A 17447-nucleotide genomic window follows, 5' to 3' on the forward strand; every position below is an offset into this window, starting at 1 on the left:
ATAAAAATGGCAATCAGAGTAATCAGAACAGAAGAAGATCCGGTTCTGCGTAAGATCAGCAGACCGGTAAAAGAAGTAACACCGAAGATCGTAACTTTGATCGATGACATGCTTGATACAATGTATGAGGCAATGGGGGTTGGTCTTGCGGCACCGCAGGTCGGAATCCTGAAACGTATCGTTGTAATTGATATCGGAGAAGGCCCGATTATATTGATCAATCCGGAGATTCTGGAAACTTCCGGAGAGCAGACAGGTGATGAGGGATGCTTAAGTGTTCCGGGAATGGCCGGTCAGGTGACAAGACCAAACTATGTAAAAGTAAAAGCCATGGATGAGGACATGAATGAAGTAATCTATGAAGGAACCGAACTTCTGGCACGTGCATTCTGTCATGAGATCGATCACCTCGACGGAAAAATGTATACCGATCTGGTTGAAGGTGAACTGCACAGAACCAGCTATGACGAGGAAGACTGAGAAGGTATTTACAGGCAGACCCGTGCATAACGGGAGAAAAGAGGAGCAGACTATTATATGAAGATTGTTTATATGGGAACACCGGATTTTGCAGTGCCGCCACTTGCCGCACTTGTAAAAAACGGATATGAGGTAGCCGCTGTGGTAACACAGCCCGACAAACCAAAAGGAAGGGGAAAGACACTTTTGCCGACTCCTGTCAAGGAAGAAGCGATGAAACATGAGATCCCGGTCTATCAGCCACTTAAGGTACGTGATCCGGAATTTGTAGAAACATTAAAAGAACTTGCTCCGGACATGATCATAGTTGCAGCATTTGGTCAGATCATTCCGAAGACGATCCTGGATATGCCGAAATACGGATGCCTGAATATCCATGCGTCGCTTCTTCCGAAATACAGAGGAGCCGCACCAATCCAGCAGGCTGTGATCGATGGAGAAAAGGAATCCGGAGTGACGATCATGAAAATGGGAGTCGGACTGGATACGGGAGATATGATTTCTCAGGCAGTCGTTACGCTGGCAGAAGATGAAACAGGCGGAAGTCTGTTTGACAAACTTGCAGAGGAAGGCGCTGAACTTCTGATCCGTACAATTCCGTCTATCGTGGATGGAACCGCAGTTTATACGAAGCAGCCGGAAGAAAGCCCGACGCCGTATGCGGCAATGATCAGTAAAAAAATGGGACTGATGGATTTTACAAAGAGTGCCGCAGAGCTGGAGCGGCTGGTGCGTGGAATGAATCCATGGCCAAGTGCTTATACATTCCTGAACGGCAAAACACTGAAGGTGTGGAAATGCTCCGTCGAAAGTGGAAATTGTGGAAAAGAGACACCGGGAACAATCATCGGTGTGGATAAAAAGGGAATTCATGTAGCCTGCGGAACAGACAAGCTGATTCTCGAAGAAGTACAGCTGGAAGGCAAGAAGCGGATGGAGGCGGATGCTTTTCTTCGCGGCTGCCAGGTAACAGAGGGGACTATGCTGAAAGATCATAAGGAGTGATACGAATGTACGGATATGGATATGGTTATGGATATTACGGATTCGACTGGACTTATATGCTTCTGATCATTGGAATGCTGCTGTCACTTACTGCATCTGCGAAGCTTAAGAGTACTTTTTCTTATTACAGGAGAATACGGAGTGCTTCCGGACTTACCGGTGCGGAAACAGCAAAAAGAATTCTGCAGGCAGCCGGTATCACAGATGTACATGTGCGTGCAATTTCCGGAAGTCTGACGGATCATTATGATCCGCGGACAAAAACAGTAAGTCTTTCGGAAGATATTTACGGCCAGACTTCACTGGCGGCAGTGGGTGTTGCCGCCCATGAATGCGGACATGCCATTCAGCATGCAATCGGTTATGCACCGCTTGAATTTCGAAGTGCGATCGTTCCGGTGGCAAACTTTGGAAGTACACTTTCCTGGCCGCTTTTTCTGATCGGGCTTTTTTCAGGAATCCGTCCGCTGGTGACAGCAGGTATTGTACTTTTTTCACTGGCAGTACTGTTTCAGCTTGTGACACTTCCTGTTGAGATCAATGCATCCTCACGTGCATTAAAGATGCTGCAGAGTACCGGAATCCTCGGAACAGACGAGACACGCGGGGCAAGAAAGGTACTGACTGCAGCTGCAATGACTTATGTGGCAGCGCTGGCAGCTTCCATATTACAGCTTTTAAGACTTTTGATACTTGCAGGAGGACGAAGAAGGGATGACTAGCGGAATTAATACAAGAGAGATGATACTGGAGATTCTTCTTCAGATCAATGAAGAGGGCGAACACAGTCATATTGCGATCCGCAATGCACTTTCCAAATATCAGTTCCTTCCGAAACAGGAAAGAGCTTTTATCACGAGAGTGTGTGAGGGAACACTGGAATACAGAATACTGATTGATTATATTATTAATTCCTTTTCGAAAATTCCTGTTGATAAAATGAAAGCACCGATTCGTGAAATCTTACGAAGTGCCATTTATCAGATGAAATTCATGGATCGTGTGCCGGACAGTGCTGTCTGTAATGAGGCAGTAAAACTTGCACAGAAAAAAGGCTTTTATAATCTGAAACCTTTTGTAAACGGAGTTCTCAGAACTGCGGCGAGACAGATGAACGAACTGGAATATCCTTCAAGAGAAGAGAATCTTGTCCGTTATCTGTCCGTTCGTTATTCCATGCCGGAGGAGCTTGTAAATCGCTGGCTGGAAGATTACGGCGAGGAAATTACCGAAAAAATGCTTGCAGATTTCCTTAGGGAAAAACCGGTAACGATTCGCTGCCGTACATATCTGAATTCTGTTGATAAAATTTGTGACAGCTTGAAAAGTCAGGGCGTTACCGTCGAACCGGCTCCGTATCTTCCTTATGCAAAGCGTATTTCCGGATATAACCATATTCTGGCGCTGGATGCATTTATTCAGGGAAAAATCCTTGTACAGGATGTAAGTTCCATGCTTGTGGCGGAGATTGCAAATCCGTCCAGAGGAGATTATGTCATTGACATGTGTGCCGCACCGGGTGGCAAGAGCCTTCATATGGGTGATAAGATGGAAGGGTTTGGTACAGTAGATGCCCGTGATATCAGTCAGTACAAGGTAAATCTGATCGAGGAAAATATTCAGAGAACAGGTTCTATCAATGTGCAGGCAAAAGTGCAGGATGCCACACTGTTTGATGTAGAATCCGAATGTAAGGCAGATATTGTTCTTGCAGATGTACCATGCTCCGGTTATGGTGTGATAGGCAAAAAACCGGAGATCAAATACCGCTCTACAGCCCAGAAAGAAGATGAACTGGTCATTCTCCAGAGAACGATCCTTGATAAGGCGGCAGAGTATGTGAAACCGCGCGGAGTACTGATTTTCAGTACCTGTACGATTGCAAAAGAAGAAAATGAAGAAAATATGATGTGGTTTATGAATAACCATCCATTTAAGCTTGAAAGCATAGATGACTGTATTCCGGAAGAACTTCGCTCTGAGACGACTGCACTGGGCTATCTGCAGCTGCTTCCGGGTGTACATGGAACTGATGGCTTCTTTATTGCAAAATTCAGAAGGAAATAATTATGACAGATATCAAATCAATGAATATGGAGGAGCTGAAAGAGCTTATGGTGCAGATCGGTGAAAAGCCGTTCCGCGCAAAGCAGATCTATGGCTGGCTGCATGAGCATCTTGTTACCTCCTATGATGAAATGGCAAATATTCCGAAGAGCCTGAAAGAAAAGCTGAAAGATTATCCCATCACAGTTCTGGAAGAACTGGATGTTCAGACCTCCAAAGTAGATGGAACCAGAAAGTATCTGTTCCGCCTTTCTGATGGAAATATGATCGAGAGTGTCCTGATGCGATATAAATACGGAAATTCCGTCTGTATTTCTTCTCAGGCAGGCTGCCGTATGGGCTGCCGCTTCTGTGCATCTACGATCGGTGGGCTGACGAGAAATCTTCTTCCGTCGGAGATGCTGGATCAGATTTACCGGATACAGACTTCCATAGGAGAGCGTATTTCCAATGTGGTGGTGATGGGAACCGGTGAGCCGCTTGATAATTATGATAATCTTCTCAGATTTATTCATATTCTGACCGAAGATGGAGGAATCCATATCAGTCAGCGAAATCTTACGGTATCTACATGTGGGCTGGTTCCGAGAATTTATGAGCTGGCAGATGAAAAGCTCCAGATGACACTTGCAGTATCGCTTCATGCACCGAACGATGAAAAAAGAAGGGAACTGATGCCGATCGCCAACAAATATTCTGTAGATGAACTTCTGGATGCCTGCCGATATTATTTTGACAAGACAGGACGGAGGATCACTTTTGAGTACAGTCTGGTTGCAGGGGTAAATGACAGCAAAGAAAATGCACAGGAACTGGCGGGCCGGCTGAAAGGTCTGAACTGCCATGTAAACCTGATTCCGGTTAATCCGGTGAGAGAGCGTTCTTTCGTGCGTTCCACCCGTCAGGCTGTGGAGAATTTCAAAATAAATCTTGAAAAATGCGGAATTAATGGTACTATTAGAAGGGAAATGGGCAGCGATATTGACGGTGCCTGTGGGCAGCTAAGAAAAAGATACATGGAAAAAACAGAAAGTGAGAAGTGACATGAGGGTATATTCAGCTACGGATGTAGGCCAGAGAAGGAAAATGAACCAGGACTATGTGTTCGTTTCCGAAAACCCGGTTGGAAATCTTCCGAATCTGTTTGTCGTCGCTGATGGAATGGGCGGACATAATGCAGGGGATTATGCATCCTCACATGCAGTTCAGACTTTAGTGGACGAGATTCGAAGAGACGCGGATTTCAACCCAATCAAAGTGATTCGTCATGCCATTGAGACTGCAAATACGGAGATTCTGGACCGTTCCCGAAGTGATGAAAATCTACGGGGAATGGGTACGACTATGGTAGTCTGCACGGTCGTGGGACATTATGCTTATGTGGCCAATGTCGGAGACAGCCGTCTGTATGTGGTACAGGGTGAGATTCATCAGGTAACAAAAGATCACTCCCTTGTACAGGAAATGGTCCGCATGGGTGAGATCAAACCAGAGGAAGCCAGAAATCATCCGGATAAAAATATTATTACGAGAGCACTTGGTGCAGAGCGCACCGTAGATATTGACTTTTTTGACCTGAAACTGGAACCGGACAGTACGATCCTTATGTGTTCCGATGGTCTGAGCAATATGGTAGAAGACAGTGAAATCGAAAAAATCATACTGAACCAGACAGAAGAACTGCCGCAGAAGGGTGAAAGACTTCTGAGAGAAGCCAACCGGAACGGTGGTAAGGATAACATAGCAGTCATACTGGTAGAACCATTCACGAATGAGGTGGAAAAATGTTAAAAACAGGAATGATCATAGCAGAGCGCTATGAAATCTTAGGGAAGATCGGCACCGGTGGAATGGCCGATGTATATAAGGCAAAAGATCATAAGCTGAACCGTTTTGTAGCGGTCAAGGTGTTAAAACCGGAATTTCGGGAGGATACTACATTCATCCGTAAATTCCGCAGCGAGGCACAGGCAGCTGCGGGACTGACACATCCGAATATTGTCAATGTATTTGATGTAGGGGATGACGAAGGTGTTTATTACATTGTAATGGAACTGATCGAAGGCATCACGCTGAAAGAATACATTGCAAAGAAAGGCAAACTTTCTATTAAAGAGGCGACCAGCATTGCCATTCAGGTATCAATGGGGCTGGAAGCCGCACATAATCACGGAATCGTACACCGCGACGTAAAACCGCAGAATATCATTATTTCAACAGACGGCAAGGTCAAGGTTACTGATTTCGGAATCGCAAGAGCGGCATCTTCCAATACCATCAGTTCTAATGTTATGGGATCTGTACATTACAGCTCACCGGAGCAGGTACGTGGAGGATACAGCGACGAAAAGAGTGATATTTATTCACTTGGTATTACTTTATATGAGATGGTTACCGGACGTGTTCCGTTTGACGGAGATACGACTGTGGCAATCGCTATCAAACATCTTCAGGAAGAAATGGTTCCGCCGAGTGTTTATGCGGAAGATTTGCCATACAGCCTTGAGCAGATCATTCTGAAATGTACGCAGAAGAGTGTAAATCGCCGTTACGACAAAATGGAAGATGTGATTGCAGACCTGAAACATTCCCTGATCGAACCACAGGGGGATTTTGTTAAATTGTCCTCTGTTGATAATGAGGCAAAGACAGTTGTGATCTCTGACGAAGAACTCGGAGAAATCAAACACAGTCCGAAGAAACGTACATCAGACATTGCACAGCTTGAAGACGAGGAATACGATACGGATTATGAAGATTATGAAGATGATCATCGCCGTAAACGTTCCTCTGATAAAAAATCCAGGAAGAAACATAAAGCACCGAATAGGGGCCTTACGATTCTTGCACTTCTTGCAGGTGCGGCTATTTTGGTTGCGGCAATCTTCTTTATCGGAAAAGCAGCCGGCATCATAGGCGGTGACAGTAGTACAGATACTTCACAGACCGATCAGAACACAGATGCATCGACAGATGAGGATGGAATGGTAATTGTTCCGAATCTGGTAGGAAAGACGGAAGCAGAAGCTACTGCACTTCTTGAAGAAGAAAAACTCGGCAAGCAGATGATGGGCGAAGAAAGTTCCACACAGGAAAAAGGACGCATTTCTTCTCAGAATATTGCGGCAGGAACAAAAGTTGAACAGTATACAACTCTGAAATATTACATCAGTAAGGGACAGCAGGCTGTAACGATGCCTGATCTCTCCGGAGAGACCGGAGTGGATGCGCAGCAGACACTGGAAGATCTCGGACTTACGGTGAATGTTCAGAAAGCATACAGTGAAGATGACGGAAGCGGTTATCCGCTGGTAAATCCGGGATATGTAGATTCTTATACACCGGAAGCAGGAAGCAGTGTAAGTGCGGGTGATGAAGTAACTCTGGTTGTCAGTCGTGGTCTTGATTATGGCAACAGTGTATCAGTGCCGAGTGTAGTCGGTATGACAGAAAATGATGCGATCACCACACTTGGCAAATGGATCGATGTTCAGGTGACAGAGCAGCAGAGCACAGATGTGGCAGCAGGAGAAGTTATTTCTCAGAGTCCGGAAGCAGATACAGCAGCTGATCCGGATCAGCCGATCACGATCGTAGTCAGCAGCGGCAATGAAGCACCGGGTGCACAGAAAGATAACACAGCTTCCACCGCAGCGACAGATACACAGACAACAGATACAGCATCTGCACAGTCCGCAGCAGATACAAGTGCACAGCAGAGTGCAGCTGCGGCAAACGGCGAAGTATGGAAATGCACACAGTCTTTAAATACACCGAACGGTTATCAGGGCGGAGCAATTCGTCTGGAGCTGATCCAGGAAGTAAATGGAGAGATGACATCTACACAGGTTGTGGACGGAAAGAAACTTACTTTCCCATATACACTGGATATCACCGGTGCACCGGGAGTCAGCGCCGGTACATTATATGTTTCTGAGCAGATAAATGGTACTTACCAGCAGCTTGGACAGTACCCGATCTCATTCCAGAAAGCCGAGTAATCCATGCAGGGAAAAATCATAAAAGGAATTGCAGGTTTCTATTATGTATACGGAGCGGATGAGATGCTTTATGAATGTAAGGCAAAGGGAATCTTCCGTAAAGATAACCAGAAACCACTGGTAGGCGATAATGTGGAGATCACAGTTCTGGATAAACAGGAACACACCGGAAATCTGATCAGGATCCTTCCACGTAAGAATTCTCTGATACGTCCGGCGGTGGCGAATGTGGATCAGGCATTTGTGATTTTTGCAATGGAAAATCCAAAACCGAATTTTATGCTTCTGGACCGTTTCCTGATCATGATGGAACAGTCGGATGTTCCGGCGGTGATCTGTTTTAATAAAAAAGATCTTGCGTCGGAGCAGGAAGTGACAGAACTTTATGAAACATATAAAAACTGCGGTTATCATGTGATACTTTCCAGTGCCCTCGAAAAGGAGGGACTGGAGGAGATTCATGAGATTCTGAAAGGAAAGACAACTGTAGTTGCCGGACCGTCCGGAGTCGGAAAATCATCACTGACCAATCTTTTACAGGGTGAGGTACAGATGGAGACGGGCGAGATCAGTAAGAAACTGAAAAGAGGACGTCATACGACGCGTCACTCGCAGGTTATTCCTGTCGGAGAAAATACGTTTCTTATGGATACACCGGGATTTTCTTCCCTGTATCTGACAGATATGGAAGAACAGGATCTGAAAGATTATTTTCCGGAGTTTCGTAAATACGATGAAGAATGCAGATTTCAGGGATGCAGGCATATCCATGAACCGGGATGCAGAGTAAAAGAAGCACTCGAGAACGGAAAGATCAGCCGCATCCGATATGAAGATTATCTTAGTTTATATGAAGAATTAAAAGAGAAAAGGAGATATTAAATGGAGTATCGATTGTGCCCCTCAATTTTGTCCGCAGACTTTAACCGTCTGGGAGAACAGATTCAGGCTCTTGAAAGGGCCGGAGTCAAATGGCTTCACATTGATGTAATGGATGGAGATTTTGTTCCGAGTATTTCATTCGGAATGCCGGTGATCAAATCAATCCGCAAAGAATCCAGAATGTTTTTTGATGTACATCTGATGGTTTCTGCACCGGAGCGCTACATTCAGGATTTCGTAGAATGTGGAGCGGATTCTGTCACAGTACATGCAGAAGCCTGTGAAGATCTTGAAAGGGCAATTGAATTGATCAAGGATGCCGGTGTAAAAGTCGGAATATCCATCAAGCCTGCTACACCGGTTAATGACATCAGTCACCTTCTGGAAGATGTGGACATGGTACTGATCATGACGGTACAGCCGGGATTCGGTGGACAGAAATATCTGACAGAATGTACAGAAAAGATTGAGGAACTGAAAGAAATCATTGACAGAGAAGGGCTGAATGTGGATATAGAGGTAGATGGCGGAATCAATGATGAAACGCTTGAAACTGCTATGAAAGCAGGAGCTAATATTCTTGTTGCAGGTTCTTATGTATTCAACGGTGATCTGGAGTCCAATGTGCATAAGATCCAGAATAAGATGAAAGAGATCAGCGAAAGAATCGATTGAGGAACAATATGAAAGATGTGATCATCGTAAGCGGGGGCAATATCCAGAGAGATTTTGCCCTCGATTTTTTACAGAAAAATAAAAAAGAAAATGTATGCCTGATCGCAGCAGATAAAGGTGTGGAGTTTTTTATCAAAACAGATTGGGTGCCGGATGTAGCAGTCGGAGATTTTGACAGTCTTTCTGCAGCAGGAGAGAAGTATCTGGATAGTTTGAAAGAGACGGAGATCGTACGTCTGAAACCGGAAAAGGATGATTCTGATACGCAGTCTGCAGTAAATTTTGCGATTGACAGAGGGGCGAAAAATATCACGATTTTTGGAGCGACCGGCAATCGAATCGACCATCTGCTTGCAAATTTCGGACTGTTGGTGCTCGGCAGAGAGCGGGGCACGGATATTACATTGATCGATCAGTGGAATTACATGAAACTGGTTGAGAGCGGTACAGTACTTAAGAAAAAGGAACAGTTTGGCAAATATGTGTCATTCTTTTCTCTTGAGGGTGATATGCCGGGACTGACACTTGTGGGAGTTAAGTATCCGTTAGACCACTATCATCTCAGAGTTTCGGACAGTGGGCTTACTGTCAGCAATGAAATCGAAGCGGAAGAAGCCGTTGTGTCTTTTGACGGGAAATCTCTTCTGATGTTGATGACAAGAGACTGATGACAGAACGGAGTGGAGAAAGATTTGACAGAATACGAGTTGATACGTTCCGGAAGAAAATCACTCACGATTCAGATAAAAACGGATGGCAGCGTGGTAGTTCGCGCACCGCTTCGTCTGGCAAAGTACAGAATCGAAAGATTTGTGACGGAGCATGAAGACTGGATCAGGACACAGCAGAAAAAAGCTGAAAAATACAGGGAACAGGTGCATGTCATTACAGAAGAAGAACGGCGGGATGGTATACTACGGGCAAAGAAAATTTTTCCGGAGCGTACAGCATATTTTGCAAAGCGTATGGGAGTTACGTATAACCGCATTACAATCCGGGAGCAGAAGACCAGGTGGGGAAGCTGCAGTTCGGCCGGAAACCTGAATTTTAACTGGAAACTGCTTCTGATGCCGCCGGAACTTCTGGATTATGTAGTTGTTCATGAACTTGCGCACCGCAAAGAGATGAATCATTCGCCGCATTTCTGGGCAATAGTCGAAAAGGAACTGCCGGATTACCGCAAGCGACGGGAAAAATTAAAAATACTGGGAAGACAGCTGGGATGACCCATTAGGAAAAGAGGGAGAATATGCCGGGAACAATTATCTGTTATGGAGATTCAAATACGTATGGTTATGATCCACATGACCAGATGGAGGGGCGATATCCGAAGGATGTATGCTGGACTGGAATTCTGGATGCAGAAACAGAATGGAAAATTGAGAATCACGGAGTAAACGGAAGAAGTATTCCGCATACGGTCAGTACGGTGAAGTTTGCCTGTGACCAGGTGCGTGACTGGCACCGACGGCCGAATTCGGTATGGCTCTGGGTAATGCTGGGGAGCAATGATCTGCTCGAAAATCCGGATTTTACAGCTGTTGATGTGGCGAAGCGTATGGAACGTTTTCTGAAAAGGCTTATGGAAGAAGCAGGGCTTGCAAGCCGTAAAATGAAACTTCGACTGATCGCACCACCGGCCATGAAAGAAGGAGCGTGGGTGGATCGCCCGGAACTTCTTGTGGAATCCCGTAATCTTGGGAAAGAATATCAGAGAATCGCACGTCGTGTTGGTGTGGCTTTTACAGATGCAAGTGGATGGGATATTCCGACCATTTATGATGGTGTGCATTTCACAGAGGAAGGACATAGGAAGTTTGCCGAAAAAATCCGTGAAGAGATAAAGATATAAACTTAAGAGACTAAGAAAGAGGCGTAATATGGTACAAGTGGATCTGATCACAGGATTTCTCGGATCGGGAAAGACTACATTTATCAAAAAATATGCACGTTACCTGATGGAACAGGGGCAGAATATCGGTATACTGGAAAATGATTTTGGCGCAATCAATGTAGATATGATGCTCCTTCGGGAACTGGAAGGTGAAAACTGCGAGCTGGAAATGGTTGCAGGCGGATGCGATAAAGACTGTTACCGGAGACGTTTTCGCACAAAGCTTATTGCTATGGGAATGTGCGGATATGACCGTGTGCTGATCGAACCGTCCGGAATCTTTGACGTTGATGATTTTTTTGATGCACTGCACGAAGAACCACTGGATAAATGGTATCAGATCGGAAATGTCATTACCGTGGTGGATGCATGTCTGGAAGAAAAACTTTCAGAAGGTGCGGATTATATTCTGGCATCGGAGGCGGCAAATGCAGGCTGTATTTTGTTGAGCCGTACACAGCTGGCATCAGAGGAACAGATAAAGGATACGGTGGCACATATTAACCGTGCCTTAGAGACAATACACTGCAAAAGAGTTTTGAAAGATGAAGTGATTTGTGGTGACTGGGAAGATTTTACCGAAAATGATTACAAAAAAATCTCAGAATCCGGTTATCAGGTAGAAGATTATGAAAAAATGTATGTAGATCAGGACGAGATCTTCCAGTCACTGTTTTTGATGGACGAAGGAATTTCTCCGATAAAAGTCAAAGAAGCAGTAAGGAAAATTTTTGAAGATCCGGAATGCGGACAGGTCTTCCGCATCAAGGGATTTTTGAAAGACGAAGATATATGGCAGGAGTTAAATGCGACTGCCCATGAATTGACGATGCACCCGCTGGAAGCGGGACAGGATGTACTGATCGTCATAGGCGAACAGATGAATGAAGAAAAGATACGAGGATATTTGAAAAAATGAGTATAAGAGTTTTATTTACAGATCTGGATGGAACATTATTAAACGATGCAAAAGAAGTTACCCCGGGAAATCAGTCGGCTATCGATGAGGCCCTCGCAAAAGGACACAAGATCGTGGTCTGCACGGGAAGGCCGCTTGCAAGTGCCCGGGCCTGTGCAGCGAAAGCAGGACTTGTCAAGGAAGGCTGTTATGTGATTTGCTTCAATGGCGGGCAGATATATGATCCATATCATGAAAAAACAGTTTACGGCAAAACATTTCCGAGGGAAATTGCGGTTGATATTATAAACGAAGCATTGAAACGCGACCTGCATATTCAGGGATACAATGATACGGAAATCCTCTGTGTCAGAGAAACGGAAGAATTAAAGCAGTATGCTGCAGTGAACCGGCTTCCGTATAAGATCGTGGCAAGTGCAGAGGAAGTAGTGCCGAAAGATCCCTATAAACTTATTGCACTTACTACCAGCGAAGAAAGAGAGAAAAATCTGAAATTCCAGAAAGAGGTCATTGCACCGCTGGCCGGAAAAGTACAGAGCTTCTTTTCAAATGACCGTTATCAGGAAATCGTACCGGAAGGTATTTCAAAAGGCTTTGCGGTCAGATGGTTCTGTGATTATGTTGGGGTACCGATCGAAAATTCCGTCGCAGCAGGGGATGCGCAGAACGACATTGAAATGCTGAAGGCTGCTCATATTGGTGCAGTTATGTGTAATGCATATCCGGGCATTGCGGAATATGGAAATTATGTTACCGAACATGATAACAATCATGATGGTGTGGCAGAGATCATACGTAAGTTTATTCTGAGTTAATGGATTTTGACCAGATTGCTGTGAACGGAGGGAACAGCAACCTATTCTGAAAGAAGACTGATACCCTGACAGAGGGAGATATGGACTTTTTTTCCGGTGTGTGATAAAATTGTGAAAGTATGAATTTAAAATAATAAAATACGAAATGGAGAAATATAGAAAATGAAACTTGGAATCGTAGGACTGCCAAATGTAGGCAAAAGTACACTGTTTAATTCACTGACAAAAGCAGGAGCAGAATCCGCAAATTATCCGTTCTGTACCATCGACCCAAACGTCGGTGTGGTTACTGTTCCGGACGAAAGACTGAAACTGCTCGGAGATTTTTACCACTCTAAGAAGGTGACACCGGCTGTTATCGAATTTGTTGATATTGCGGGCCTGGTAAAGGGCGCATCCAAGGGTGAGGGCCTCGGTAACCAGTTCCTTGCAAATATCCGTGAAGTGGATGCAATCGTACATGTAGTCCGCTGCTTCGAAGATCCGAATGTCATCCATGTAGACGGAAGCATTGATCCGCTTCGCGACATCGAGACAATCAACCTTGAGCTGATCTTCTCTGATATCGAAATTCTTGAAAGAAGAATTGCAAAAGTAACCAAGACAGCACGTATGGATAAGGAAGCTGCCAAAGAGCTTGATTTCCTTCAGAAAGTTAAGAAACATCTCGAAGACGGTAACATGGCAATCACTATGGAACTTGAGAGTGAGGATGAAGAAGGATGGATGGGAACATACAATCTTCTTACATGGAAACCAGTGATATATGCCGCAAATGTAAGTGAAGATGATCTGGCAGATGACGGTGAATCCAACGCTCATGTACAGGCAGTAAGAAAATATGCAGCAGAGCAGAAGAGCGAAGTGTTCGTAATCTGTGCAGAAATCGAAGAAGAAATTTCTGAGCTGGATGATGACGAAAAGAAAATGTTCCTCGAAGACCTCGGATTGAAAGAATCCGGTCTTGAGAAACTGGTAAAAGCAAGTTACAGCCTTCTAGGACTGATGAGCTTTCTGACATCCGGAGAAGATGAGACACGTGCGTGGACGATCAAAACCGGAACAAAAGCACCTCAGGCAGCAGGTAAGATCCACACAGACTTTGAAAGAGGATTCATTAAGGCAGAAGTTGTCAATTATCAGGATCTTCTTGACTGTGGTTCTTATGCAGGTGCAAGAGAAAAAGGTCTTGTACGTATGGAAGGTAAAGAATACATCGTGCAGGATGGAGATGTGATACTGTTCAGATTCAATGTATAATGGATCACAGATAAAGGATCTTGTTTAAGATCCGGAATAAGGGAAGGTGTTTTATGAATCTTTCAATTCGATTTCCTAATATCAGTGCTTACTTTGAGGGGATGAATAAGTCGTTTACGGTTTTCGGATTTGAGATCACAGTATATGGGATACTGGTTGCGGTTGGAATGCTTCTCGGACTTGCGGTTATCATGCTTCAGGTCAGAAAGCATAAAGAAAACCCGAATCTCTATCTGGGAATGGTACTTGTCTCACTGATCGGCGGGCTGATCGGTGCGAGATTGTATTATCTTGCATTTTCGTGGGAGTCTTTCAGCGGAAAGCCGTGGACAGATCTCATTAATATCCGTGGGGGCGGACTTGCAATATATGGTGGGATCTTCGGTGGTGCACTGGCCGGATTTATTTACTGTAAGATACGTAAAGTTTCTTTTGGGCAAATGGCAGATACTGTCAGTATAGGACTGCTGACAGGGCAGATAATAGGTGTATGGGGAAATGCATTTAACAGAGAGGCCTTTGGCGAGTATACAGACAGTCTTTTTGCAATGCAGATTCCACTGGAATCAGTTCACAGCAGCGCAGTGACCAAACAGATGCGGGACAATCTGGTGATGGTACTTGATGAACCTTTTATACAGGTACACCCGCTGTTTTTCTATGAGAGTATCTGGTGTCTTCTTCTGCTGATCGTTCTTCTGATCCTTGGCAGAAGAAAAAGTTTTCAGGGAGAAATCTTCCTGTGCTATCTTGCCGGATATGGACTGGGCAAATGTGGAATCGAATGGCTCCGTACAGACAGCCTGTATATTCCGGGAACTAAAATATCCGTTTCCCTTCTTGTATCTGCAGTGCTCTTTCTGGTCTGCGGAGTGACGGCTTTGGTACGTCATATCCTCTCCAGAAAGCGTAATGCACTTCGCAGTCGCAGGAGAGAGGAGGCATATGCACCGGACGAAAAGAAGGATGGAAGCAGACTTACGGATGTTCAGAACTTTGAAAGTATTCAGGATGAATTTAAGGAAATCCTGGACAGGCCGGAGGCTCCGGAGCCTTCAGGGAAGACTGAACAGGAAGATCAAAAGCAGGAAGGATCTTCAGAAGCAGCTTCCGCTCAGCCGGAAACTGGACCGGATCATGATCAAACTGAATAAATGAGCAAAAGGTTCTCCATGTTTATGACGTGGGGAGCTTTTTTTTGTAACAGAATCAAAATATAACTTTCAAAGTACTGAATTGTTTGGAAAAAATCTACGATTCCCACTTGTAATTTAGGGGTAAATAGGGTAGAATGGCAATATAAGTGGTAGAAAGTGGTGAATAGTGGTGGCAGATGGAGGGAATGTGGCAGATTCCACCGTTTCCATCCGAGGATACGAAGGGGAGAATCGTATCTGAGAGAGTAGGTGAGTAAAATGTTCATGGGCGAATACAATCATACAATCGACGCGAAGGGGCGTCTGATCATCCCTTCCAAGTTCAGGGAACTCCTGGGAGAAGAGTTCGTACTGACCAAGGGACTTGATGGTTGTCTTTCTATTTATCCGATGGACGAATGGAAAGCCTTTGAAGAAAAACTCAGAGCCTTACCACTTACAAATAAAAACGCCAGAACCTTCACACGTTTCTTTGTAGCAGGTGCGACGAACTGTGAACTGGACAAGCAGGGGAGAATCCTTGTACCACAGACGTTACGGGAATTTGCTGGTCTGGAAAAAGACGTTGTACTTACCGGAAATCTGAACCGCATTGAAGTTTGGAGCAAAGAAAAGTGGAGCGAGAACTGCGATTATGATGATATGGACAGTATCGCAGAGGGAATGCAGGATATGGGTATCATCATCTGAGCATTACGCCGGAAAGAAATCCCACAGGAGACGGATATGGAATTTAAACACAAATCTGTATTACTGGATGAAACCATTGAAGGTCTGAGTATCAGACCGGATGGCATCTACGTGGATGGAACTCTGGGAGGAGCGGGGCACGCAAGTGAAGTGTGTCAGAGACTTTCTGCCAAGGGGAGATTTATTGGCATAGATCAGGACCAAGATGCGATAATTGCTGCGAGTGAAAGACTGGCTGCCTATGAGGACAGGGTGACGATCATTCGCAGCAATTATTGTTACATGGTAAATGAACTTAAGAATCTGGGTATTCAGAAAGTCAACGGAATCGTTCTTGATCTGGGAGTTTCATCTTATCAGCTGGATAACGAAGAACGTGGCTTTACCTACAGGGTAGATGCACCGCTTGACATGAGAATGGATCAGAGACAGAGTCGCACAGCCGCTGACATTGTCAATGGCTACGACGAAAAAGAACTTTACCGGATCATTCGTGATTACGGAGAAGATAAATTTGCAAAAAATATTGCGAAGCATATTGTGGCTGCGAGAGCAAAGGCACCGATTCAGACAACCGGAGAACTGACAGAGATTATCCGTCAGTCCATTCCGATGAAGATTCAGGCGACCGGAGGGCATCCTGCAAAGAGAACTTTCCAGGCAATCCGAATCGAACTGAACCGTGAACTGGATGTCCTTCGAGAATCCCTGGATGGTATGATCAATCTGCTTGATGATGGCGGAAGAATCTGCATCATCACTTTCCATTCCCTGGAGGACAGGATCGTAAAGACGATTTTCCGCAAAAATGAAAATCCGTGTACATGTCCGCCGGATTTCCCGGTATGTGTATGTGGTAAGGAATCCAAAGGAAAAGTCATTACAAGAAAACCAATCCTGCCGAGTGCGGTCGAGATGGAAGAAAATCCGCGATCAAAAAGTGCAAAGCTGAGGATTTTTGAGCGAAGATATAAAAAATAGAAGTAAGAAGTAATTTAGATAGAAAGTTGTGAGTCAGAGATGGAGAGGACAAACAGAGCGGTCACATCCAGAAAAAACAGAACAAACGCAGGAAATGTCCGCGGAATGTACGTGGACGGAAATGCCGCACGGAGACTTCAGGAAGTACCTGCAAGAAAATATCAGACAGCAGGAGTGCAGACAGCCAAACGTGTCCGCGAGGAACGTGCAGCAGAGAAATCCCGTCAGCTCAGTCTGGAGGCACAGAGAAACAGAGAGAAAGCAAAGAGTATGGGACGTGGTTTTGTACTGTTCCTTGCAGTTGTCAGTGTGGCAGTACTTTTTTGCTGTGTGAATTATCTGCAGCTCAAATCAGATCTTACAGGCAAAATGAAGACTGTCGCAGCTCTGGAGACAGAATTATCGCAGGTAAAAGAAGATAATAATGCATACGAAAGTCAGGTGACTTCGGATGTAGACCTGAACACCATCAAAAAACTCGCAATCGGCCGTCTGGGTATGAATTATCCGACAGATGACCAGAAAAAGACATACAGTATGCCGAGTAACAGTTATGTAAGACAGTATCAGGATGTGCATTAAACAAGAGGTGAGAATTTGAGTAATACCAGACAGAGGAAT

At 44.8% G+C, this 17447-nt stretch carries 19 protein-coding genes; all 19 read left to right on the forward strand.

All coding sequences use genetic code 11. The annotated features are described in order from the left end of the window. The first annotated feature begins 6 nt into the window (after positions 1-6). The 19 genes from def (at position 7) to H8Z79_RS01300 (ending at position 17408) form a co-directional block, all read left to right on the forward strand. Positions 7-480 (forward strand): peptide deformylase, encoded by a 474-nt coding sequence (gene def, locus H8Z79_RS01210; RefSeq protein WP_015541960.1) that lies wholly within the window; start codon positions 7-9, stop codon positions 478-480. A 57-nt stretch (positions 481-537) separates the two neighbouring features. Then, positions 538-1485 (forward strand): methionyl-tRNA formyltransferase, encoded by a 948-nt coding sequence (gene fmt / locus H8Z79_RS01215; protein WP_118039373.1) that lies wholly within the window; start codon positions 538-540, stop codon positions 1483-1485. Between the two features lie 5 nt (positions 1486-1490). Continuing rightward, on the forward strand, positions 1491-2207 hold the full coding sequence (locus H8Z79_RS01220) for a zinc metallopeptidase (RefSeq protein ID WP_118039374.1): 717 nt from the start codon (positions 1491-1493) through the stop codon (positions 2205-2207). Then, positions 2200-3552, forward strand: coding sequence for a 16S rRNA (cytosine(967)-C(5))-methyltransferase RsmB (gene rsmB, locus H8Z79_RS01225; protein WP_118039375.1), 1353 nt, complete (start codon positions 2200-2202; stop codon positions 3550-3552). Before H8Z79_RS01220 ends, rsmB begins: the two co-directional genes overlap by 8 nt. Before the next feature lie 2 nt (positions 3553-3554). Next, positions 3555-4595 (forward strand): 23S rRNA (adenine(2503)-C(2))-methyltransferase RlmN, encoded by a 1041-nt coding sequence (rlmN, locus tag H8Z79_RS01230; RefSeq protein WP_015541964.1) that lies wholly within the window; start codon positions 3555-3557, stop codon positions 4593-4595. A gap of 1 nt (position 4596) precedes the next feature. Beyond that, on the forward strand, positions 4597-5343 hold the full coding sequence (locus H8Z79_RS01235; protein WP_118039376.1) for a Stp1/IreP family PP2C-type Ser/Thr phosphatase: 747 nt from the start codon (positions 4597-4599) through the stop codon (positions 5341-5343). Next, complete coding sequence (gene pknB, locus H8Z79_RS01240; protein WP_118039377.1) at positions 5337-7553, forward strand: Stk1 family PASTA domain-containing Ser/Thr kinase; 2217 nt, start codon at positions 5337-5339, stop codon at positions 7551-7553. The genes H8Z79_RS01235 and pknB overlap by 7 nt, the downstream gene beginning before the upstream one ends. Before the next feature lie 3 nt (positions 7554-7556). Next, on the forward strand, positions 7557-8435 hold the full coding sequence (gene rsgA / locus H8Z79_RS01245) for a ribosome small subunit-dependent GTPase A (protein WP_118039378.1): 879 nt from the start codon (positions 7557-7559) through the stop codon (positions 8433-8435). Next, on the forward strand, positions 8436-9110 hold the full coding sequence (gene rpe, locus H8Z79_RS01250; protein ID WP_015541968.1) for a ribulose-phosphate 3-epimerase: 675 nt from the start codon (positions 8436-8438) through the stop codon (positions 9108-9110). It begins immediately after the preceding gene. Between the two features lie 8 nt (positions 9111-9118). Then, positions 9119-9778 carry a thiamine diphosphokinase gene (locus H8Z79_RS01255; protein WP_118039379.1) on the forward strand — a complete coding sequence of 220 codons (660 nt, stop codon included), beginning with the start codon at positions 9119-9121 and terminating at the stop codon, positions 9776-9778. A 24-nt stretch (positions 9779-9802) separates the two neighbouring features. Continuing rightward, complete coding sequence (locus tag H8Z79_RS01260) at positions 9803-10336, forward strand: M48 family metallopeptidase (protein WP_207726308.1); 534 nt, start codon at positions 9803-9805, stop codon at positions 10334-10336. Positions 10337-10359: 23 nt separating this feature from the next. Next, the gene (locus H8Z79_RS01265; RefSeq protein ID WP_118039380.1) at positions 10360-10962 is read left to right on the forward strand and encodes a GDSL-type esterase/lipase family protein; all 603 of its coding nucleotides are present in this window, start codon (positions 10360-10362) and stop codon (positions 10960-10962) included. A 28-nt stretch (positions 10963-10990) separates the two neighbouring features. Further along, the gene (locus tag H8Z79_RS01270; protein ID WP_118039381.1) at positions 10991-11923 is read left to right on the forward strand and encodes a GTP-binding protein; all 933 of its coding nucleotides are present in this window, start codon (positions 10991-10993) and stop codon (positions 11921-11923) included. Then, a complete protein-coding gene (locus H8Z79_RS01275) occupies positions 11920-12738 on the forward strand; it encodes an HAD family hydrolase (protein ID WP_118039382.1) in 819 nt (272 codons plus the stop codon). The genes H8Z79_RS01270 and H8Z79_RS01275 overlap by 4 nt, the downstream gene beginning before the upstream one ends. A 162-nt stretch (positions 12739-12900) precedes the next feature. Beyond that, positions 12901-13998 (forward strand): redox-regulated ATPase YchF, encoded by a 1098-nt coding sequence (gene ychF / locus H8Z79_RS01280; RefSeq protein WP_118039383.1) that lies wholly within the window; start codon positions 12901-12903, stop codon positions 13996-13998. 53 nt (positions 13999-14051) lie between these two features. Continuing rightward, entirely contained in the window at positions 14052-15152 is a 1101-nt protein-coding gene (gene lgt / locus H8Z79_RS01285) for a prolipoprotein diacylglyceryl transferase (RefSeq protein ID WP_118039384.1), read from the forward strand. A gap of 261 nt (positions 15153-15413) precedes the next feature. After that, positions 15414-15845 carry a division/cell wall cluster transcriptional repressor MraZ gene (gene mraZ / locus H8Z79_RS01290; RefSeq protein WP_015541975.1) on the forward strand — a complete coding sequence of 144 codons (432 nt, stop codon included), beginning with the start codon at positions 15414-15416 and terminating at the stop codon, positions 15843-15845. Between the two features lie 36 nt (positions 15846-15881). Next, positions 15882-16826 (forward strand): 16S rRNA (cytosine(1402)-N(4))-methyltransferase RsmH, encoded by a 945-nt coding sequence (gene rsmH / locus H8Z79_RS01295; protein ID WP_118039385.1) that lies wholly within the window; start codon positions 15882-15884, stop codon positions 16824-16826. 39 nt (positions 16827-16865) lie between these two features. After that, complete coding sequence (locus H8Z79_RS01300) at positions 16866-17408, forward strand: hypothetical protein (protein WP_015541977.1); 543 nt, start codon at positions 16866-16868, stop codon at positions 17406-17408. Positions 17409-17447: the final 39 nt, after the last annotated feature.

The organism is Blautia intestinalis (assembly GCF_014297355.1).
Classification (GTDB): domain Bacteria; phylum Bacillota; class Clostridia; order Lachnospirales; family Lachnospiraceae; genus Blautia_A; species Blautia_A intestinalis.